20 protein-coding genes are annotated in these 19,819 nt (G+C 72.5%); 8 read left to right on the top strand and 12 right to left on the bottom strand.

The features are described 5' to 3' along the window. Nucleotides 1-26: 26 nt before the first annotated feature. The 7 genes from D3P35_RS19220 to D3P35_RS26565 all read right to left on the bottom strand — a co-directional run bounded on the left by D3P35_RS19220 (nucleotide 27) and on the right by D3P35_RS26565 (nucleotide 6,211). A complete protein-coding gene (locus tag D3P35_RS19220; RefSeq protein WP_118136847.1) occupies nucleotides 27-563 on the bottom strand; it encodes a type VI secretion system tube protein Hcp in 537 nt (178 codons plus the stop codon). A 76-nt stretch (nucleotides 564-639) separates the two neighbouring features. Continuing rightward, complete coding sequence (gene tssC, locus D3P35_RS19225) at nucleotides 640-2,136, bottom strand: type VI secretion system contractile sheath large subunit (protein WP_118136849.1); 1,497 nt, start codon at nucleotides 2,134-2,136, stop codon at nucleotides 640-642. A gap of 3 nt (nucleotides 2,137-2,139) precedes the next feature. Further along, nucleotides 2,140-2,646: a type VI secretion system contractile sheath small subunit gene (gene tssB, locus D3P35_RS19230; protein WP_118136851.1), complete on the bottom strand. Its 507-nt coding sequence runs from the start codon at nucleotides 2,644-2,646 to the stop codon at nucleotides 2,140-2,142. A 92-nt stretch (nucleotides 2,647-2,738) separates the two neighbouring features. Next, on the bottom strand, nucleotides 2,739-3,782 hold the full coding sequence (gene tssA / locus D3P35_RS19235; RefSeq protein ID WP_232830561.1) for a type VI secretion system protein TssA: 1,044 nt from the start codon (nucleotides 3,780-3,782) through the stop codon (nucleotides 2,739-2,741). A 66-nt stretch (nucleotides 3,783-3,848) separates the two neighbouring features. After that, complete coding sequence (locus D3P35_RS19240) at nucleotides 3,849-5,189, bottom strand: serine/threonine-protein kinase (protein WP_118136853.1); 1,341 nt, start codon at nucleotides 5,187-5,189, stop codon at nucleotides 3,849-3,851. Next, the gene (locus tag D3P35_RS19245; RefSeq protein ID WP_118136855.1) at nucleotides 5,182-6,102 is read right to left on the bottom strand and encodes a DUF3365 domain-containing protein; all 921 of its coding nucleotides are present in this window, start codon (nucleotides 6,100-6,102) and stop codon (nucleotides 5,182-5,184) included. Before D3P35_RS19245 ends, D3P35_RS19240 begins: the two co-directional genes overlap by 8 nt. Further along, entirely contained in the window at nucleotides 6,071-6,211 is a 141-nt protein-coding gene (locus D3P35_RS26565) for a hypothetical protein (RefSeq protein WP_198670707.1), read from the bottom strand. Before D3P35_RS26565 ends, D3P35_RS19245 begins: the two co-directional genes overlap by 32 nt. Here D3P35_RS26565 and D3P35_RS19250 point away from each other — a divergent pair. Next, complete coding sequence (locus tag D3P35_RS19250) at nucleotides 6,204-7,163, top strand: peptidoglycan-binding protein (RefSeq protein WP_118136858.1); 960 nt, start codon at nucleotides 6,204-6,206, stop codon at nucleotides 7,161-7,163. The genes D3P35_RS26565 and D3P35_RS19250 overlap by 8 nt on opposite strands. A gap of 375 nt (nucleotides 7,164-7,538) precedes the next feature. Here D3P35_RS19250 and D3P35_RS19255 read toward each other — a convergent pair whose 3' ends face one another. The 3 genes from D3P35_RS19255 to D3P35_RS19265 are packed head-to-tail and all read right to left on the bottom strand — an operon-like array spanning nucleotide 7,539 to nucleotide 10,058. Continuing rightward, the gene (locus tag D3P35_RS19255) at nucleotides 7,539-8,765 is read right to left on the bottom strand and encodes a S8 family serine peptidase (RefSeq protein WP_157982223.1); all 1,227 of its coding nucleotides are present in this window, start codon (nucleotides 8,763-8,765) and stop codon (nucleotides 7,539-7,541) included. Beyond that, nucleotides 8,762-9,466, bottom strand: coding sequence for a zf-HC2 domain-containing protein (locus D3P35_RS19260; RefSeq protein WP_157982224.1), 705 nt, complete (start codon nucleotides 9,464-9,466; stop codon nucleotides 8,762-8,764). Before D3P35_RS19260 ends, D3P35_RS19255 begins: the two co-directional genes overlap by 4 nt. Further along, nucleotides 9,459-10,058: an RNA polymerase sigma factor gene (locus D3P35_RS19265; RefSeq protein WP_157982225.1), complete on the bottom strand. Its 600-nt coding sequence runs from the start codon at nucleotides 10,056-10,058 to the stop codon at nucleotides 9,459-9,461. Before D3P35_RS19265 ends, D3P35_RS19260 begins: the two co-directional genes overlap by 8 nt. Before the next feature lie 888 nt (nucleotides 10,059-10,946). On the opposite strand from D3P35_RS19265, the gene D3P35_RS19270 reads away from it, so the two are divergent. Further along, nucleotides 10,947-11,756, top strand: coding sequence for a M15 family metallopeptidase (locus tag D3P35_RS19270; protein WP_118136866.1), 810 nt, complete (start codon nucleotides 10,947-10,949; stop codon nucleotides 11,754-11,756). 9 nt (nucleotides 11,757-11,765) lie between these two features. On the opposite strand, the gene D3P35_RS19275 is transcribed toward D3P35_RS19270, so the two are convergent. Then, nucleotides 11,766-12,434: a cysteine hydrolase family protein gene (locus D3P35_RS19275; RefSeq protein WP_118136869.1), complete on the bottom strand. Its 669-nt coding sequence runs from the start codon at nucleotides 12,432-12,434 to the stop codon at nucleotides 11,766-11,768. A gap of 98 nt (nucleotides 12,435-12,532) precedes the next feature. Next, nucleotides 12,533-13,447 carry a LysR family transcriptional regulator gene (locus D3P35_RS19280; RefSeq protein WP_118136871.1) on the bottom strand — a complete coding sequence of 305 codons (915 nt, stop codon included), beginning with the start codon at nucleotides 13,445-13,447 and terminating at the stop codon, nucleotides 12,533-12,535. A gap of 180 nt (nucleotides 13,448-13,627) precedes the next feature. Here D3P35_RS19280 and bla point away from each other — a divergent pair, with 180 nt between their 5' ends. The 6 genes from bla (at nucleotide 13,628) to D3P35_RS19310 (ending at nucleotide 19,796) form a co-directional block, all read left to right on the top strand. After that, nucleotides 13,628-14,512, top strand: coding sequence for a class A beta-lactamase (gene bla / locus D3P35_RS19285; protein WP_118136873.1), 885 nt, complete (start codon nucleotides 13,628-13,630; stop codon nucleotides 14,510-14,512). 169 nt (nucleotides 14,513-14,681) lie between these two features. Continuing rightward, nucleotides 14,682-15,620 carry a PDR/VanB family oxidoreductase gene (locus D3P35_RS19290; RefSeq protein ID WP_118136874.1) on the top strand — a complete coding sequence of 313 codons (939 nt, stop codon included), beginning with the start codon at nucleotides 14,682-14,684 and terminating at the stop codon, nucleotides 15,618-15,620. Beyond that, nucleotides 15,604-16,815, top strand: a complete 1,212-nt coding sequence (locus tag D3P35_RS19295; protein ID WP_118136876.1) for a Gfo/Idh/MocA family protein — start codon at nucleotides 15,604-15,606, stop codon at nucleotides 16,813-16,815. The genes D3P35_RS19290 and D3P35_RS19295 overlap by 17 nt, the downstream gene beginning before the upstream one ends. Next, nucleotides 16,812-17,804, top strand: a complete 993-nt coding sequence (locus tag D3P35_RS19300) for an ABC transporter substrate-binding protein (protein ID WP_232830563.1) — start codon at nucleotides 16,812-16,814, stop codon at nucleotides 17,802-17,804. The genes D3P35_RS19295 and D3P35_RS19300 overlap by 4 nt, the downstream gene beginning before the upstream one ends. Before the next feature lie 10 nt (nucleotides 17,805-17,814). Continuing rightward, nucleotides 17,815-18,252 (top strand): hypothetical protein, encoded by a 438-nt coding sequence (locus D3P35_RS19305; RefSeq protein WP_118136879.1) that lies wholly within the window; start codon nucleotides 17,815-17,817, stop codon nucleotides 18,250-18,252. Nucleotides 18,253-18,314: 62 nt separating this feature from the next. Then, entirely contained in the window at nucleotides 18,315-19,796 is a 1,482-nt protein-coding gene (locus D3P35_RS19310) for an aldehyde dehydrogenase family protein (protein WP_232830564.1), read from the top strand. Nucleotides 19,797-19,819: the final 23 nt, after the last annotated feature.

Genomic DNA, 19,819 nt, shown 5'->3' on the forward strand with positions numbered 1-19,819 from the left:
CGCCGGCCGCGCCCGGGGCCGGGGGCTCAGTTGACCGCGTAGATCGCCTTGTTGAGCACGCGGCTCCACTTGGCCTCGCCCTGGCCGCCGGTGGCCTTGGACATCTTGCCGGTCTTGTCCTGCTTGAAGTACTCGATCTTCATCGCGCCGTACTGCAGGTTGATGGTCTCCTCGCACCACTCCGAGCCTTCCTGCCCGGACCACTCGATGCTCTGGACCATCACCAGGCGGAAGTGGAACTTCATGAAGGTGGCACCCGAGGTGTCCGTCGTGCCGCCCGAGCGGCGCAGCTCGACGATGGCCTCGTCGAAGTGGTTGCCGGTGCACAGGGTCTGGAAGATGCCGCAGGAGGCGGTATCGGCCCGCTTGGTGATGTTGAAATCCTTGAAGAAGGCCTTGCCGGCACCGCCACCGCTCGAGTCCGAGCCGATGTTGATGGTGTTCTCGCCGCCGAAGCTGAACGACTGCAGGGCGAAGGCCTTCTGCTTGGACATCGCGTCGTCGAGGGTCTCGCCCACGACGAGGGACTGGTTGGGGAAATAGAGGAAGGCGTCAAAGGCCATGGGGGGTTCCTTTCACGAGGGACATTTGAGCAACAGGGGGGGGGAGAACGGGGGGCCCGGGGGCCCCGCCGGGGGGCTAGCCGGCCCGCTGGGACGGCAGCTTCGAGACCAGCCGGAGCGAGACCGAGAGGCCCTCGAGCTGGTAGTGGGGGCGCAGGTAGAACCGCGAGTCGTAGTAGCCCGGGTTCCCCTCCACCTCCTCGACGACGACCTCTGCCGCGGCCAGCGGGTGGCTGGCCTTCACCTCCTCGGGGGAGGTCTCGGCGTTGAAATCGACGTATCTGTTGATCCAGGTCTGCAGCCATTCCTGCATGTCCTGGCGCTCCTTGAAGGAGCCGACCTTGTCGCGCACGATGCACTTGAGGTAGTGGGCGAAGCGGCAGGTGGCGAAGAGATAGGGCAGCCGGGCGGCGAGATTGGCGTTGGCCGTCGCGTCCGGGTCGTCGTACTCGGCCGGCTTCTGCAGCGACTGGGCGCCGATGAAGGCGGCCATGTCGGAGTTCTTGCGGTGCACGAGCGGCATCATGCCGTTCCTGGCCAGCTCGCTCTCCCGCCGGTCGGAGATGGCGATCTCGGTGGGGCATTTCATGTCCACGCCGCCATCGTCGGTGGGGAAGGAATGGGTGGGCAGGTTGTCCACCGCGCCGCCCGATTCCACCCCGCGGATGCGGGTGCACCAGCCGTATTGCTTGAACGAGCGGGTGACATTGCGGGCCATGCCGTAGGCGGCGTTGATCCAGCAGTACTTGTCGGAGCCCGCGCCCTCCGTGTCCTCCTCGAAGGCGAATTCGTCCACAGGGTCGGTCTTCGCGCCATAGGGCTGGCGGCCGAGGAAGCGGGGCATGGCGAGGCCGAGGTAGCGGGCATCCTCGCTCTCGCGCAGGCTGCGCCAGGCGGCGTACTCAGGGGTCTGGAAGATCTTGGAGAGGTCGCGCGGGTTGGCGAGCTCGGCCCAGCTGTCCATCTGCAGGAGTGCGGGGTCGGCCCCGGTGAGGAAGGGCGCATGCGCCGCCGCCGCCACCTTGGACATCTCGCCCAGGAGCTCCACGTCCGGCGGGCTGTGGTCGAAGTGGTAATCCCCCACCAGGCAGCCGTAGGGCTCGCCGCCGAACTGGCCGTATTCCTCCTCGTAGAGCTTCTTGAAGATCGGCGACTGGTCCCAGGCAGCGCCCTTGAACTTCTTCATCGTCTTCGAGAGATCCTTCTTCGAGACGTTGAGGAAGCGGATCTTGAGCATCTCGTCGGTCTCGGTGTTGGTGACGAGGAAATGCAGGCCGCGCCAGGCGCTCTCGAGCTTCTGGAACTCGGGGTGGTGGATCACCTCGTTCACCTGCTCGGTGATCTTGGCGTCGATGCCGGCGATGATGCCCTCGATGGAGCGCAGCGCGTCGTCGGAGACCAGGGCCTCGTTCTCCAGCACCTGCTCGGCGAGGGTCTTCACCGCCTCCTCCACCGCCGAGCGGGCCTGCTCGGACTTGGGCCGGAATTCCCGGTGCAGCAGGGAGGCGAACTCGGACGAGCCGAAGATCGTCTCCGGGGTGGCATCCGCCGTCTGGTTCGTCATCTCGCTCATGGCCTATTCCTCGGGCTCGGTCTGCGGGGCGGGGGCGGCGGCGAGGGCCCTGAGCAGCGAGGGATCGTTGATGATCCGCGCCACGAGGTCCTCCGCACCGGCCTTTCCGTCCATGTAAGTGGTGAGATTGGCGAGCTGGGTTCGCGCCTCGAGCAGTTTTTTCAGCGGCTCCACGCGCGCGGCCACGGCGGCGGGCGAGAAGTCGTCCATGCTCTCGAAGGTGAGGTCGACGGAGAGGTTCCCCTCCCCCGTCAGCGTGTTGGGCACCGCGAAGGCGGCACGCGGCTGCATCGACTTCATCCGGTCGTCGAAATTGTCGATGTCGATCTCGAGGAACTTGCGGTCGGCCACCGCGGGCAGCGGTGCGGCGCTCTTGCCCGAGAGGTCCGACATCACCCCCATCACGAAGGGGAGCTGCACGGATTTCTGCGCGCCGTAGAGCTCGACGTCATACTCGATCTGCACGCGCGGGGCGCGGTTGCGCGCGACGAATTTCTGGCTGCTGGCCATGGGCTGTCTCCTGCCGGGGTCATGCGCCGGGGGGCGCGGGAATGGGGTTCGGGTCTGGGGTCGGGGGCCGGGCGGGGGCGCCCGCTCTGGGCTCAGTCCTCGGGCGCCTCCTCCTCCAGGCCGCCGATCAGCGCGACGTTCTCCAGCCCCAGCGGGGCCATGTCGCGGATCACGGTCATGAAATCGGCCGAGACCAGCCTGCGCGCGCGCATCAGCAGCAGCGGCAGCGGGCTCGAGGGTTCCCGGCGGCGGTAGTAGTCGACGATGCGGTCGAGCGTCGCGACCACGTCCTGCGGTGTCTCGATGGCGCCGGGCACGGCCCGGGGCGCGCCCGGCGCGGGGGCGGGCGCGGGGCCGTCTCCGGCGGGGAGCTCCGCGCCGGGCGAAGCCTCCGCTTCCGGCGCCGTTGCGGCCTGCTCCGGCAGGCGGCGGGCGATGTCGCGCGCGAGCTTGACGAGCGGCGCGAGGTCGGGGCCCTCGGCGCCGATATGCGCGTCGAAGATGCCGCCGATCGCCCGCGCGTGGTCCTGCACCGCCTGCACGGCGGCGGCAATCTCGGTCAGGCGCTCGGGCGGGGTGTCGGCGAAGGCGGCGTCGATCGCCTGGGGGTCGGGCGCGCGCTCATCCTCGGCGGGGGCGAGCTCGCCCTCGGCCACCAGCATGTCGCGCAGGGAGATGCGCCCGAAGGAGCGGCTGTCGGTGAGCGGGGCGAGGCGCAGCGAGCGCAGCACCGTCCCGGCCTCCGCGAGGCCGAGCACGGCGTTCACCCGCATGGTGGGGTCGTCCTCGTCATCGGCGTCGAGCTGGGGATGCACGTGCTCCCAGTAGAGCTCGAGGCAGCCGCGCACGTAGCCGAGCACCCGGGCGAAGCCGGGCAGCCCCCCGGTGCGCAGCGCGGCATTGGCGAGCACCGCCGCCACCCGCAGGTCCTTCGTGCGGCCGAGCAGCGCGAGGGCGAGCGCGGCCACCTCCTCGTAGTCGGGGTCCTCGGCGGAGAGCACGGCATCGCCGATCACCCGCTCCTCGGTCGGCTGGTTCGCCAGCTCCAGCGCGGTGTACTCGGCGTCATACTCGAGGTTCTCGCCGCAGGGCGCGGCGTCGTCGAGGCTCTGCAGCATCTCATCGGTGTCAAACACGGCGTCTCGTCTCCCTGTGGATGGCGGTCGGGAAGGTCATGGCGCGGTCTCCCGCGCGGGGGCGCGTCATGGTGCGGTGCCGGCCGCGGAGAGGAACTCCGCCCGGGCGGCGGGGTCGGGGATGTCGGTGGCCAGCGCCTCGACCAGCTCGGCGCGCGAGGCGGCCTTCGCCGCCCGCCGCTTCACCAGCACCTGCGCGATCGGGCCCAGGTGCGGGCGCAGCAGGGCGGCGAGGCGGGCGAGGTTGTCGTCGGGAATGTCGGCGGCGGCGGGGCCGGCGCTGGCGGCAAGCAGGCGCAGGATCGACTCGCGCATCCCCTGCTCCTCGCCGGCGAGGGAGAGCTCGCCCATCACCGCCACCACCATCTCCTCGGCATTGGCCGAGCTCGCGGCGGCGCGGCGCGCGATGATCCGGCCCATCGGCCCCATGCGCGCGATGAGCTGGCGCTCCACTTCCAGCATGGTCTGCGAGGAGAGCCGGCCGAGCATGGTGGCCGAGCCGGCCGCGGGCGCGGCGGGGCGCGCGGGCACGGCGAAGCCCTCGCCCAGCCCGGTGGCATCGGCCTCCGGCAGCGCGGCGGCGAGCGCCTCGGCCAGCTCGGCGGCGGAGGCGAAGCGCGCCCCGGGCTCCACCGCCATCGCCTTCAGGATCGCCGCGTCCAGCGCCGCGCCCGCGCGGGGCGAGAGCTCGCTCGGCGGGCTCACGCCGCCCTGGCGCACGGCGGTGAACAGCGCCTCCACCCCGCCGCCCCGGAAGGGCTTGGCGCCGGTCACCAGCTCGTAGAGCAGCACGCCGCAGGCGTAGATGTCGGCGCGCGCGTCCACCTCGCCGCCGGAGAACTGCTCGGGCGCCATGTAGGAGGGCGTGCCCACCATTCCCGCGCCGGTCGCCTCCATCGCGGTGAGGCGGGCGATGCCGAAATCGGTGAGCTTGACCACCCCCTCCTCGGTGAGCATCACGTTGGCGGGCTTGAGGTCGCGGTGCACGATGCCCGCCTTGTGGATGCAGCCCAGCCCCGCGAGCACCTGGCGCGCGATGGCGTGGATCTCGTGCAGCTCCAGCCCGGGGCTGGCCGCCATGCGGTCCTCCAGCGTGATCGAGCGCAGCTTCTCCATCACGAGGTAAGGCACGCCGTCTTCCTGCAGGTAGTCGAAGATGGTCACCAGGTTGGGGTGCAGGGCGCGGCCGGCGGCGCGGGCCTCGCGGGCGAAACGGGCCAGCCAGTCCTCGCCGCCGGAGGCTGCGACGAGGTGGCGGTGCACGGTCTTGATGGCGACATGCCGGTCGATGTCGGGGTCATGGCCGTCATACACGACGCCCATCGCGCCCTGGCCCAGCACACCGTTCACGCGGTACTTGCCGATGCGGCGCGGGCCGCCCGGCACGATGACGGTCTCGTCAGTCATCGATCATCCTCATCGCGCTCTCGAGGCTGCGCCGCATGCGGTTGAACGAGGCGGAGAGCGAGGAGATCTCGTCGCGCCCGGGCTTGGAGTATTCCGGGGTGTCGAAATCGCCCAGGCTCACCTTCTCGGCCACCTCGGACATGCGCCGCACGGGGAAGACGACGATGCGGGTGAGCAGCACGTTGGTGACCACGAGCACCAGCAGGAAGGCCGCGGCGATCGCGCCCACCAGCACCCCCACGGTCTCGCGCGCCCGGGCATCGACCAGCGCCATGGGAGCGGAGATGATCTGGGCGCCGATGGTCTCGCCCAGCTCCCAGCCGAAGCCGTTGTCCGGGCCGTAGAGGTCGACCATCGCCGGCGGGGCGGCCTCGGGGGTGGAATGGCAGGTGAGGCAGCCCGGGTTGTCCACCGTGAGCGGGAAGGCCATGGTGAAGTAGCGCCCGCGCGCGGTGTCGCGCACCGCGACGAGCTCGTCGAGCGCGGGGTCGGCGCGGAACTTCTCGATGAAGGCGGCCTCGAACGCGTCCGGCAGGTCGGCCGGGTTCGTCGGGTTCAGCGCCGCTTCCTTGTAGTAGTATTCCGGGAAGGTCTCGCGGAAGGTGGAGAACACGCTCTGCGCCGCGTAGGCGGTGACCGACTGCGGCAGGAACAGGATGTCGTTGTCCTCCGAGAGCAGCGGATCGATGCTGCTGAGCGTGTAGGTGCGCACGGCCAGCGCGTTGCTTCGAAGAAGCTGGATCTGCTGTTCCATCTCCTCTACTGCCGATTTCTGGACAATCCAGTAGGAAAGGCCCGAAGCGGCACCCATTCCAAGCAAACATGCCAGAGTAATTGCAGAATTAAACTTGAAACGGAGCCGCATATTACTTATTTCCTTCTCAAGAGTTGATGAAGCCATTGCCGTGGTCATCGCAACGCCCGAGCCGAGCCGCCGAAGCTGTCGCACCCTTGTGTTCCGGGAAGGCCCGGAAAGGTTCGGCCGCCAGGCGGCCCCAGAGAAAGGAGTTGAGAATGATCACGCGCATCCTGTCTTCCGTCATCGGGCTGGCGCTCTGCGCCCTGCCCGCCGCCGCGCAATCCGACCGGGTGGTGGCGCTCGTCGTCTCCGTGGGCGAGGGTTCGGCCCGCGCCGATGCCATCCAGGCCCAGCTTCAGGTGATCGGCGCCGAGACCCTGCGCTCGGCCGACCCGAACAACGCCGAGATGCGCTCCATGCTGCGGCGCTTCACCGACGAGGCGGCGGACTCGCGCGCCACGCTGGTGTTCATCGACGCCCCGGCGGTGCTGTTCGAGGGCCGCGACTACGTGCTGCCGGCGGGCACCTCCCTGTCGCGCGCCACCGACCTCTTCACCCAGGGCGTGCCGCTGATGGCCTTCGCCCGCGCCGCCGCGCAGGCCGAACAGGGCGGAGCGGTGCTGGCCGTGGTGGGCGCCGCGCCGACGGGCCTGCCCGAAGGGCTCTCCCCGCTCCTCAAGGCGCCGGGCCCGATGCCCGGCTCGGCCCCGGTTCTCGTGGCCGCCTACGGCCGGTCCGACCCCGTGGTGCAGGTGATCTCGGCGGCGAGCCGCGACGCGGTGATCGAGGTGGGGGCGATGCTGCGGCGCATGCAGGGCGGCGACGGGGTGAGCGTGTCCGAGCTGCCGCGCGCGCCAATCTACCTGCGCAGCCCCGACGTGCCCGAGCCGGAGGCCGGCGTGCCCGCCCTGCCCCTCGACAGCGCCGCGCCGCGGCCCGGGGCCCGCCCCGAGACGCTGGAAGAGCTGGAGTTGCTGGAGCAGTCGCTCTCGCGCGCCGCCAAGCGCTCGATCCAGCGCGACCTGCGCGACCTCGGCCATTACCTCGGCCTGGTGGACGGCGTCTTCGGGCCCCAGACCCGCGCCGCCATCACCGCCTTCCAGAAGGAGCGCGCCGAGGAGCCGAGCGGCTATCTCACCCGCCGCCAGCTCCTGGACCTGCGCCGCGAGGGCTGAGAGGGCGCCGCCGCCCCGGCGCGGGCGGTTTTCCCGCGCGGGGCGTCACCGGCGCCCCCCTCTCCCCTTGCGTCCGGGCGGGAGCGCCGGGGGCGCAAGCCCGGCTGCGCCCGCGCCGCGCGGCCGGGCCCGGCGCGGGGCACCCCTCGAGATGCGCAGGCGCGGACCAGCGGCGGCGCATGCGCCTGCGCGCCGCGCGACAGGGCGCGCCGGAGCCGCCTTCATTCGGGGAAGGGGCGCCCTCCCGGCCGCGATCGACGGGGGGCAACCGGCAAGGCGCCGTGCGGACGGGGGGCGGCGATGGTCAGGCGCGGGGGCCACGGGCCGCGTCGCGAGGGCTGCGGCCGGAGACCGGGCCCGGGCCGGCGGGCGCGCTCAGCCGCCGCAGTCCACCGCCTGCGCGGGGGGCACCACCTCGCCCACGGCGCGGCAGGCATCGAGCACGGGCTCCGGCCGGGGCCGCACGGCGGCCTGCAGGGCGCGGGCAAGCGCCTCCGGGCCGAGGCTGGGGCGGGCGGCGAGCAGCAGGGCCGCCACGCCGGAGACATGCGCCGCCGCGACCGAGGAGCCGGAGACGTAGCCGTATCCTCCGCCCGGCGCGGTGCTCAGCACGTCGACCTGCGGCGCGGGCAGGCCCGCGGCCCCCCCGGCGGCGATCACGCCGGGCAGGGCCGCGGGGAAGGCCGGGCGGGCGCTCTCGCCCCAGGAGGCGACCACGACGGTGCCGCGGGAGAGGGCTGCGCGCAGCAGTTCCTCGAGCAGCGCATCCGGCGGCCCGCCGAGGCTGAGGTTGAGCACCGGGATGTCGCCCAGCACGGCGAAGTTGAGCGCGCGGGCAAGCGAGAAGCTGCTGCAGCGCCCGCCCTCCTGCCCGCTCCCCCCCGGCTCCTGCCAGCAGGCGCGCAGCCCCACCAGCTCCGCCTCGGGCGCGACACCCACGATGCCGGTCGCGTTGCCCGCCGTGGCGCCGATGATGCCGGCGATGGCGGTGCCATGCGCCTCGGCCGCGGCAGAGGGCACGCGGCTCACGAAATCACGGCTCTCGACGAGACGCTCTCCGAGATCGGGGTGACCGGGGTCGATGGCGGAATCGATCACCCCCACCCGCACGCCGGCGCCCCGCGAGAGCTGCTGCGCACGCGGGGCGTTGAGCCGGGCAAGGGCGGTCTGGGCCGCGAACAGCGGGTCGTCATGCGGCGGGCCGGGCGCAAGGGCCATCACCGAGAAGGACTGCATGCGCTGCACCGTGCGGATGCGGGGGTCGGCCCGGAGCAGCGCCAGCAGCGCGTCGGGGTCGGGGTGGCGGCGGGCGTCGAGCACCAGGCAATGCACCGAGATCGCCTGCAGCGGCCATTCGGCGGCGAGATCGACCCCGTAGCGCTGCGTGATCGCCGCCGCGAGCGCGGCGAGGGCCTCCGGCGTGTCCGGTGCGACCGTGAGGATCAGATAGCCGTCCGAGGCGATGCCCTCGGCATCCGCGAGCCGCCAGGGTGGCGCGGCGGCCCGGCCCGGCAACGCCGCCTCCGGTGCCGGCGCGCAGGCCGGGAGCAGGAGCGGGGCCAGCAGGCACAGCGCGGACCAGGCCCGTGCCCGGCCGCTCAATCCGGCGCTCCGGGAGCGGCGAAGAGGATCTCCGGCGCGGCCATCAGCGCCTCGGCCGCGGCGGCGGCATCGCTGCCCGCCGGCGCCTCGGCGCGCCAGACACCGCCCTCGGAGGGGCCGTCGGCCAGGGTGAGGCCACGCGCGGCGAGCAGGCGCCCGAGCGCTGCGGCCGACAGCCCCGGCACCGGCTGGAACAGCACCACGGCGGCCGCGGTGTCCGGGCTGGTGAGGGTGCGGAAGCCGGCATCGCGCCGGGCGGCATCCTGCGGCGGCAGGACGAGAAGCGCCACCAGCGCCGCGGCGGCCATCCCGCCGGCCAGCCCCGCGCGACCGCGCAGGGTGCCGAACAGCGCACCCGGCCGGACGCGCCGGCGCCGGGCGGCGGGGCGGCGGGCGACGGCCGCCTCCCGCATCGCGGCCCCGGCCGCAGCCTCGGCCTCCGCCTCTGCCTCTGCCTCGATGCGCGCGCGCAGGGTCGCGAAGCTGCGCTCCGGCACGCCCCGCGCGCCCTCGAGCATGCAGACCTGCGCCGCGAGCCCGAGCTGGCGCTCGATCTCCCGCGCACAGTCCGCGCAGCCCTCGGCGTGGCGTTCCACCGCCTGCGCCTCCTCCCGCGGCAGCGTGCCGTTCACGTACCAGGGGATCAGCGCGCCGATCTCGCCGTGACGTTCCGGGCTCTCGATCATCCGACTGTCAGCCAAGGGCCATCTCCATTGCTTGCGACCCGTCGTCCGCCAGCAGCTCGCGCAGGCGGCGCCGCGCGGTCATCATCCGCGTCTTCACGGTTCCCACCGGGCATTCCATGATGTCGGCGATCTCCGTGTAAAGATATCCGTTGAAGTAGGTCAGCTCCACCACGGCGCGCAGCTCGGGCTTCAGCCGCTCCAGTGCGCCGGCGAGATCGTGGCGCAGGATCACCGCCTCGGCGCCCTCGCCCGCGTCGCCCACCAGCCCCTCGTCGAGCTCCACGTCGCCCCGGCGCCGGCCGGATTTCTCGCGCGCCTTGAGCGCCATGCGATAGGCGATGCCGAAGATCCAGGTCGAGACCTTCGAGCGCCCCTCGAAGCGCCCCGCCGTGCGCCAGACGGTCATCAGCGCGTCGTTGGCGATCTCCTCCGCCACGTCGTGGCTGTCCACGATGCGGGCCGCGAAGCGCATGATCCGGGCGAAGTAGCGCCTGTGGAACTGCTCGAACGCGTCCATGTCTCCTGCCGCGATCGCCGCCAGCAGATCCGTGTCCGGGGTGAGGGACAGCTCGTCGGGTGCCGTTCGTATCCGTCTGATGTTGGACATTCCGCCGCTCGCCTTTCCAGCTTCAGGTTTGAGTTGCGCGGACCCCGCAAAAGGTTCGCTGGAAGGTCTGTCGAATGTGTCGATCGCCTGGTTCAAAACTTTGCTCCGTGAATGTCCGGTTCGGGCAGGCGGGCCCCGGGGGCCCGGCGGAAAGGGAGCGGTCGGCAGGCGGTCCGCCGTCCCTGTCGCCCCCGGGCCTGCGCGCGGGCGGCGGGCAGGTACCCCCCGGCCCGGTGCCCGCGCGCCCGAGAACTCTCCGGCCCGGGGTGTTCCGTAGCGCGGCGGCATGGTGGGCAGCGTTGTCGCCACCGTTGTAGCGAGCGTTGTTTCTCGCCCGGGAGGCGAGTTGTCCGGGCCAGGCTCGCGCGCCGGGCCGGGCGGGGCGACGGTGGCGGAGGCGGAAGGCCGAACCTTCCCCCGCCCCGACGGCACCTACCGCCGGGGCGCGGAGCAGATGCGCCGCCGGACGCACGCGGAAGGGGCCGGGACCATGGCCGGGAAGATCATCGAAACCATCGGGTGCCCCGCCGACATGCCGGGCATCGCGCAGAGCCCGGCGCCCTGCTCCGCGACCGCGCGAACGGCCGGCGCGGCGGCGCGCCCGCCCTCCGGGAAGAGACCGGCCGGCCCGGACCGCGGGACCCGTGACGGGCGTGCCGGAGAACGACATCCGCCACGGCCGGTGCCTCCGCCCGCCGTTGCGCCCCCTTCCCCCTCCGCCGAGGAGACCGACATGACGCATCCCCTGACATCCGCGCCCGAAGCGGCGCTGCCGACGTGGCGCCGCGCCCGGCCGCAGCGCCGGCCATCGCCGTTGCCGGCGCGTCCGCCCGCCCGACGGGGCGGCGCGAGGCGCAGGGCGGCCCCGCCGCCGCCGGAGACAGGGCGATGAGGGTTCTGCCGGCTGTGCTCGTCGCGCTTGCCATCGCGGCGACGCCGGTGATCTGGAGCCTCGCGCGATCGCGGCTTGCCCCCTCGCACGCCCCGGCGCCGGCCGCCACGGCAGCGGCGGAGCTGGAGGAGCTGCGCGCCGGGCTCGCCGCGCTCGGCGCGCGCGTGGCGGCGCTGGAGGCGCGCCCCGCTCCGGGCCCGGCCCCCGAGCCGCGCCGCCCGGCCGAGGAGGCGAATGCCGCCGCCTCGGACAGCCTGCAGGACGCGTTCGCCCAGGTGGTGCTCATCGCCGACCGGCGCTCGGCCAACGCGGGGTTGAGCGTGGCCAGCCCCGCCTTTCTCGCCGGGCTCCTCGGCCCGCCGCGCGAGGAGCTCACCGACGTGTGCAGCGTCGCCACCAACGCGCGGCTGACGGGGCTGCTCGCCACAGAGAACGTCGGCCCCATCGAGGCGCGGCTGGTGCAGCCCGCGCTGGTCTCGCTGCGGCAGGTGTTCGCGAACGTGCAGGTGTTCGAGCCCGAGCTCTACGCCCGCATCCGCAGCGCGGGCTCGCTCTGCGTGCGCCGGGTGCGCGGCTCGGAGGACGCCGCCTCGGCGCACGCCTACGGGCTCGCGGTCGACATCAACATCGACGGCATGCTCGACGAGCTGGCCGACGGCAAGACCCAGCTCGGCCTCATCCTGCTGGCGGATTTCTTCCGCAAGGAGGGGTGGATCTGGGGCGCGGGCTTCAGCCGGGAGGACTCGATGCATTTCGAGGTGAGCCGCGAGAAGCTCGAGCAATGGCGCCGGCTGGGGCTGATCTGAGCGCCTGCCTCAGCCCGCGCGCGGCCGCTCCAGCCCCGCGACCACCCGCGCCGTGTCGGTGAGCGCGCCGAAGATGCCGTCCTCCACCGTGATCATGTGCAGGGCGGCCTCGTGGGCATAGGCGTCGCCGCTCGCGCAGGCATCGGCCACGGTGAGGCACTGGAAGTTGCGGTCGCAGGCCTCGCGCAGGGTGCCCTGCACGCAGACATCGGTGGTGCAGCCGGAGAAGATCAGGTGGGTGATGCCCTGCGCGCCGAGCACGTGTTCGAGCTCGGTATGGGTGAAGGCGCCGTTGGCGGTCTTGTCGATGATGATGTCGCCGGGGCGCACGTCGATCTCGGGCGCGATGGCGAAGCCGGGGCTGCCGCGCAGCAGCACGTCGGTGCCGGCGAGCCCGGCGCGGGCCCGCCGCCATTTCTCGTAGGCGGTCATGTCGGCGAGGTCGGCGCGGTAGCCCTGCCGGGTGTGGATGATGCGGATCCCGGCGGCGCGGCAGGCCGCGATCAGCCGGCCGACCGCCGGCAGGATGGCGCGCAGCCGGGCCGGGTCGTAGCCCTTCCGGGCGAAGTAGCCCTCGGGCGAGAGGAAGTCTTGCTGCATGTCGATGACGAGCAGCGCGGTCGCCGCCGGCAACAGCCGCCCGTCATAGGGCCAGTCGAAGGGCCTTGCGCTGATCATGTCACCCCCTGCCTGCGCTGCGCTTCCCCCCGTGCTCCGCGGCGGGTGCCCCATGGAGCCTCAGCGCGCGGCGGAAGGCCAGCGCTTTCGGCGCGCCCTCACGGCCCGGCGGCGCGGCCCGGGCCGGCGGCGGCCATGTCGGCGTCGGCCTCCAGCGCGCTCAGCAGCCAGGCGGCGAACTCGGCCATGGCCCGGCTGCGGGCCCGCTCGGAGGGCCAGGTGAGGTAGTAGCCCCCCGCGTCGATCTCGGTGCCGAAGGGCCGCACCAGCCGGCCTTCGGCCAGGGCGCGCGAGAACATCGCGACCGGCAGGATCGCCACGCCCGCCCCCTCGGCCGCGAGCTCGGCGAGGGCGATGGAGGAGTCGAACACCGGCCCGGTGAGCGGCGGGCAGGCCACCCCCGCCCGGGCGAACCAGCGCGGCCATTCATCGGCGCGGTAGCTGCGCAGCAGCACCTCGCGGGCCAGCTCCGCCGGCTGGCGCAGCCGCGCCCCCGTCCCCGGCGCGCAGAGCGGCGCGAAGGGGGTGCGCGCCAGCGGCAGCGCCTCCAGCCCCGGCCAGCGCCCGGCCCCGAAGCGGATCGCCATGTCGAGCCCCTCGCGCGCGATCTCCACCCGGTTGTTGTGCGTGGACAGGCGCAGGTCGATCATCGGGCAGGCGCGGCGGAAGGCGGCGAGCCGCGGCACCAGCCAGCCCACCGCGAAGGTGGTCACCACGCCGAGCTTGAGCACCTCGATGTTGTGCCGCCCCGAGATGCGCTCGAGCGCCCGGGCCATGGCGTCGAACCCCTGCTCGAGCACCGGGAACAGCGCCTGGCCCTCGTCGGTGGGCACCAGCCCCGCGGAGGTGCGCAGGAAGAGCCGCGTGCCCAGCAGGTCCTCCAGCCGCGCGACCTGGTGGCTTACCGCCGCCTGGGTGACACGCAGCTCGATCGCCGCGCGGGTGAAACTGCCCTGCCGCATCGCCACCTCGAACACGCGCAGCGCGTTCAGGGGTATGTCCGGTCGGTCCATGCCCAATACCTCAGCTAATGGCACGCCTGATGATTTGTCGTCTGTTCGGACAATATAACGTTCGCTATGGAATTTGCATGGCATCAACGGATGCCAGGGATGCAACCCCGCCGGACAGGGGCCCTCCCGGCCGCGCGACACCCGCACGGCCGCCCCGCCGGCACAGACACGGAACCACAGATGCACTCGATCCTTCACGGCCTGCCGCGCCTCGCGGCGGGGCTCGCCCTCGGCTGTTCCCTCTCCTTCGCCGCCATGGCCGGCGAGGCGGAGCGCCGTCTCGACGACACGGTGCGCCGCATCGAGCAGAGCCTCGGCGCGCGGGTGGGCCTCATGGTCCGCGACACCGGCTCGCGGCGCGAATGGAGCCACCGCGCCGCCGAGCGCTTCGCGATGAACAGCACGATGAAGGTGCCGCTCTGCGCCGCCGTGCTGCATGCGGCGGAAGCGGGCGCGCTCGACCTCGACACGCCGCTCGACATCGCGCAGGAAGACATGCTGGAGTACGCGCCGGTGGCAGCCCGGCACGTGGGCGGCAGCCTGCCGGTGCGCGACCTCTGCCTCGCGGCCCTCGACATGAGCGACAACACCGCCACCAACCTGCTGATCGACCATCTCGGCGGCCCGCAGGAGATCACCGCCTTCCTGCGCGGCATCGGCGACGAGGCGAGCCGCGCCGACCGCCGCGAGCCCGGGCTCAACGACGTCCCCCCCGGCGACGAGCGCGACACCACCACGCCGCAGGCGATGGCGGGCACGCTCGAGGCCCTGTTGCTGGGCGAGGCGCTCGGCGCCGGGGCGCGCGAGCAGCTCCTCGCCTGGATGACCCCCGGCAGCGTGACCGGCAAGCTGATGCGCGCCGCCGTGCCCGAGGGCTGGGTGGTGGCCGACAAGTCCGGCAGCGGCAGCACCACGCGCAACCTCGTGGGCCTCGTGATGCCGCCCGCGCGCGCGCCGGTGGTCTTCGCCATCTTCCTCTCCGGCGCCGAGGCCGATTTCGCCACGCGGGACAAGGCGGTGGCCGAGATCTCCGCCGCGGTGGCAGCCCTCGTCGACGCCCAGTGAGCCGCAGCCGGCGGGGCAGGCACCCCGCCGGCTCGCCCCGGATTTCCGCTTCCGGCCGGAACGAACATTAGATGTCTTAGGTTCTTGACACAAACTTAGGCATCTAAGTAATGTGACGGCAACAGGCGCGCCCCCGAAGGCCGCGCCGCAGAGGAGGAAACGATCCGGCATGGAACACATGACCATGCGCGTCGTGCGGCGGCGCGCGCTCACCAGCCATATCTGCGAATTCACCCTGGCCCCGGCCGAGGGCGGCGCCCTGCCCGCCTTCACCCCCGGCGCGCATGTCACCGTGCAGACCCCCTCGGGCGCGATGCGGCGCTACTCGCTCGTGAACGACGGCACCGCGCCGGAGGTCTACGTGATCGCGGTCAAGCGCGAGCTCGCCTCGCGCGGGGGCTCCGCCTCGATGCACGAGGCGGCGCAGGAGGGCACCGAGCTGATGGTCGAGCCGCCGGAAAACACCTTCGCGCTGCGCGAGGCGCGCGAGTACCTGCTCATCGCCGGCGGCATCGGGGTGACCCCGATCTATGCCATGGCGCAGCATCTCGAGCGGCTGGGCAAGCCCTTCCGGGTGATCTACTGCAGCCGCTCCCGCGCCGACACCGCCTATGTCGAGGACATGGAGCAGGCCTTCGGCGACCGGCTCACCCTGCACCACGACGACGGCGACCCCGCCCGCGCCTATGATTTCTGGGATCATTTCGAGGAGCAGAAGGACCTGCATGTCTACTGCTGCGGGCCCCAGCCCCTGATGGAGGAGATCGATGCCGTCTCCGGCCACTGGCCGGAGGGGCGGGTGAACTTCGAGGATTTCAAGCCCGTGGAGGTGGTGCGCGCCGATGACACCGCCTTTGACGTGGTGCTCTCGCGGCAGGAGCGGCGTGTGAGCGTGCCGCAGGACCGCTCCATCCTCGAGGCGCTGCGCGACGCGGGCCTGAAGACGGTGAGTTCCTGCGAGAGCGGCACCTGCGGCACCTGCAAGACCCGGCTGATCTCCGGCACGCCGGACCACCGCGACATGGTGCTGATGGACGAGGAGAAATCCGATTTCATCATGATCTGCGTCTCGCGGGCGAAGGAGGGTGAGCTTGTCCTCGATCTCTGAGCCCGTGCGGCTGGGCGTGGTCGGGCTGGGCCGCGCCTTCATGCTCACCCTGCCCGCCTTCCGCGACCCGCGCCTGCGCCTGGTGGCCGCCGCCGCCCCACGACCCGAGAGCCGTGCCGCCTTCGAGGCCGAGTTCGGCGGCCGGGCCCATGCCACGGTCGAGGCGCTCGCCGCCGACCCCGAGGTGGAGGCGGTCTACGTCGCCACCCCGCACCAGATGCACGCCGAGCATGTGCAGCTGCTGGCGCGCGCCGGCAAGCACGTGCTGGTGGACAAGCCGCTGGCGGTCTCGCTCGAGGACGCCGACCGGATGGTGGCCGCGGCGGCGGCGGGCGGCGTGCAGCTCATCGTCGGGCCGAGCCACAGTTTCGACGCGCCCGTGGCCCTCGCCCGCCGGCTGATCGACAGCGGCGCACTGGGGCGGGTGCGCATGGTGCAGGCCTTCAACTACACCGATTTCCTCTACCGCCCCCGGCGGCCGGAGGAGCTGCGCACCGAGGAGGGCGGCGGCGTGCTGTTCAGCCAGGGCGTGCACCAGGTCGACATCGTGCGCCTGCTCTGCGGCGGCGAGGCGCTGCAGGTGAGCGCGATGACCGGCGCCTGGGACCCCGCCCGCCCGACCGAGGGCGCCTATTCGGCGCTGGTCTCGTTCCGCGGCGGCGCCTTCGCCAGCCTCACCTACTCGGGCTATGCACATTTCGACAGCGACATCTGGATGGACGGGGTGGGCGAGCTGGGCGCGAAGAAGGCGCCGGAGGCCTATGGCCGGGCACGCCGCGCGCTCGAGGGGCTCGACGCAAGCGCCGAGGCCGCGCTGAAATCCACCCGCACCTACGGCACCGCCGGCGCCCTGCCCGAGCCCGGCCACCACGAGCATTTCGGCCCCGTGCTGGTGCTGTGCGACCGCGCGGACCTGCGCCTCACGCCGGATGGCGTGGAGATCTCCGGCGATTTCGAGCGCCGCTTCGAGCCCGCGCCGCTCATCGGCCACCCGCGCCGCACCGTGGTCGACGCGCTCGTGGCCGCGGTGCGCGAGGGCCGGGCCCCGGCCCAGACCGGCGCCTGGGGCCGCGCCAGCCTCGAGCTGTGCCACGCCATCCTGCGCTCGGCCGACACCGGCGCCCCCGTTCCGCTTACCCGCCAGTGCCGCCCCGGCGCCACCGGCACCCCGATGCATGAGGAGATCCACCCGTGAGCGACCTGACCCTTTCCATCGCAATGGGCGACTATGACCGCACGAGGCCGCTCGTCGACGGCCGGGTGAAGATCGACGGCGTCGCCCCCGTGCCGATGCTGCTTTCGCCCGAGGAGATGTTCTTCCGCGCCTTCCGCCACGCGGCCTTCGACATCTCCGAGCTCTCGCTCTCCTCCTATTCCATCTCGGTCGCGCGCGGCACGCCGCATTACGTGGCCATCCCCGTGTTCCTCAGCCGCGCCTTCCGCCACACCTCGGTCTACATCCGCACCGACCGCGGCATCGCCCGGCCGGAAGACCTGAAGGGCAGGCGCATCGGCATCGCCGAGTACCAGCTCTCCGCCAATGTCTGGGTGCGCGGCATCCTGGAGGACGATTACGGGCTGAAGCCCTCCGACGTCACCTGGGTGCGCGGCGGCATGGACACGCCGGGCCGGCCGGAGAAGATCGCGGTGGAGCTGCCCGCCGACATCCGTGTCGAGGCCGCGCCCGAGGGAGCCACCCTCAACGCCATGCTGGCGGCGGGCGAGATCGACGGGTTCATCGGCCCGCGCTGGCCGCGCTGCTTTGCCGAAGGGCACCCCCACGTGGGCCGGCTCTTCCCCGACAGCATCGGCGCGGCGGAGGAGTATTTCCGCCGCACCCGCATCTTCCCGGTGATGCATGTGCTGGGCCTGCGCCGCAGCCTGGCGGAGGCGCATCCCTGGCTGCCGGCGGCGCTGTTCAAGGCCTTCTCGCGCGCAAAGGCCCTGGCGCAGGAGGCGCTGTCGGACACCTCGGCCACCAAGGTCACCATGCCCTTCGTGGAAGACACGCTCAACCGCGCCCAGGCGCTGATGGGCCCCGACCCCTGGTCCTACGGCGTGGCCGCCAATGCCCATGTGCTGGAGCGCTTCCTCGCCTATCACCACGCGCAGGGCCTCTCGCCGCGCAAGGTGGAGGTGGAGGAGCTGTTCCACCCCTCCACCCTCGAAGCCTACAGCCTGTGAGGAGCACGACATGACCCGACTTTCCCCCGGCGAGATGGTCGAGATCGAGACCCCCGGCGGCCATGCCTATGCCCAGGTCACCCATGTGCATCCGAGCTACCCGCCGGTGGTGCGCGCCATCGAGGGGCTGCACGCAACCCGCCCGGCCGACCTGCGGCTGCTCGCCGCCGGGCCCACGCGCTTCGTGGCGATGATCCCGCTCGACACCGCGCTCGCCCGGCTGAACGTGCGCCACGCCCTGCTGGGAGCTGCCCCGGTGCCCGAGGCGGCGCGGCCCTTCCCCACCTTCCGCATGCCCATCCGCGACAAGCAGGGCGAGATTGTCTACTGGTGGTTCTGGGACGGGCGGGGCCTGAGCTACGCGGTCGATCTCGACGCGGGCCAGGCCGGGCTGCCCCTGCGCGAAGTGGTGAGCGGCGCGCGCTTCATGGACATGCTGGCGGCCTGACGGCGGCCCCGCCTCCGCCGCCCCTGCGCCCGAAAAGACAAGACATAACAAGGGAGGAGCCCATGCGGGACACGGAAATCGCCTCTGTCGAGGCGTGCATGCCGCGGCAATGCGGCCTCTGGTACGACGGCGGCTGGCACGCCCCGCGCGACGGTCGCCATGCCCCCACGCTGAACCCCGCCACCGGCGAGGAGCTGGCCGAGGTGGCCGAGGCCGGTGCCGCCGATGTCGACGCGGCGGTGGCAGCGGCCCGCGCGGGCTTTGCCACCTGGCGCGACGTCGCACCGCTGGAGCGCGCGCGCATCCTGCGCGAGATCGCGGCGCGCCTGCGCCGGCACGGCGACGAGCTTGCCCTGCTCGACGCCGCCAATTGCGGCAACCCCTACACCGAGATGCGCGGCGACGCCGGCATCGCCGCGGCCCAGATGGAGTTCTTCGCCGGCCTCGTGACCGAGATGAAGGGCGACACCATCCCCATGGGCCCCGACCGGCTGAACATGAGCCTGCGCGAGCCGCTGGGCGTGGTGGCGCGCATCCTCGCGTTCAACCACCCGTTCATGTTCTGCGGCGGCAAGATGGCCGCACCGCTGGCCGCCGGCAACGCGGTGATCATCAAGCCGCCGGCGCAGGCGCCGCTCTCGGCCCTGCGGCTCGCGGAGCTGGTGGAGGGGCTGCTGCCGGCCGGCACCTTCTCGGTGCTGCCCGGCGGCACCGAGGCGGGGGCGGCCCTTGCCGGCCACCCGGGCGTGGCGAAGGTGACGCTGATCGGCTCGGTGGCCGCCGGCCGCGCGGTGATGCGCGCGGCGAGCGACACCATCAAGCCGGTGCTGCTGGAGCTGGGCGGCAAGAACGCGCTCATCGCCTACCCCGACAGCGACCCCGAACGCGTGGCCGACGCGCTGGTGCGCGGCATGAACTTCGGCTGGTGCGGCCAGTCCTGCGGCTCGACCAGCCGCGGCTTCCTGCATGCCGACATCCATGACGCGGTGCTGGCCCACCTGCCCGCGAAGGTGGCGCAGTACCGCCCCGGCCTGCCCACCGACCCCGCCACCACCATGGGCGCCCTCGTCTCGCGCGCGCATTTCGAGCGGGTGATGGGCTTCATCGACAGCGCCCATGCCGAGGGCGCGCGCGCCATAACCGGGGGCCATGCGCTCACCGAGGGCGCGCTCGGGCGAGGCTGCTTCATCGCCCCCACCATCTTCGCCGATGTCACCCCGCAGATGCGCATCGCGCGCGAGGAGATCTTCGGCCCCGTGCTCGCCCTGCGCCGCTGGACGGAGGAGGCGGAGATGCTGGAGGAGGTGAACGGCCTCGAGCTCGGCCTCACCTGCGCGATCTGGAGCCGCGACCTCGCCACCGCCCACCGCGCCGCGGGCCGGGTGGAGGCGGGGTTCGTGTGGATCAACGAGGTGGGGCGGCATTTCCTCGGCGCGCCCTTCGGCGGGGTGAAACAGTCCGGCATCGGGCGGGAGGAGGGCATCGGCGAGCTGATGTCCTTCACCCATGAGAAGAACATCCACATCCACCTGGCCGGCCAGTGACGCCGGAGCCCACGCGGAGACAC

It is taken from the genome of Oceanicella sp. SM1341 (genome assembly GCF_003448965.1).
Taxonomy (GTDB): domain Bacteria; phylum Pseudomonadota; class Alphaproteobacteria; order Rhodobacterales; family Rhodobacteraceae; genus Paroceanicella.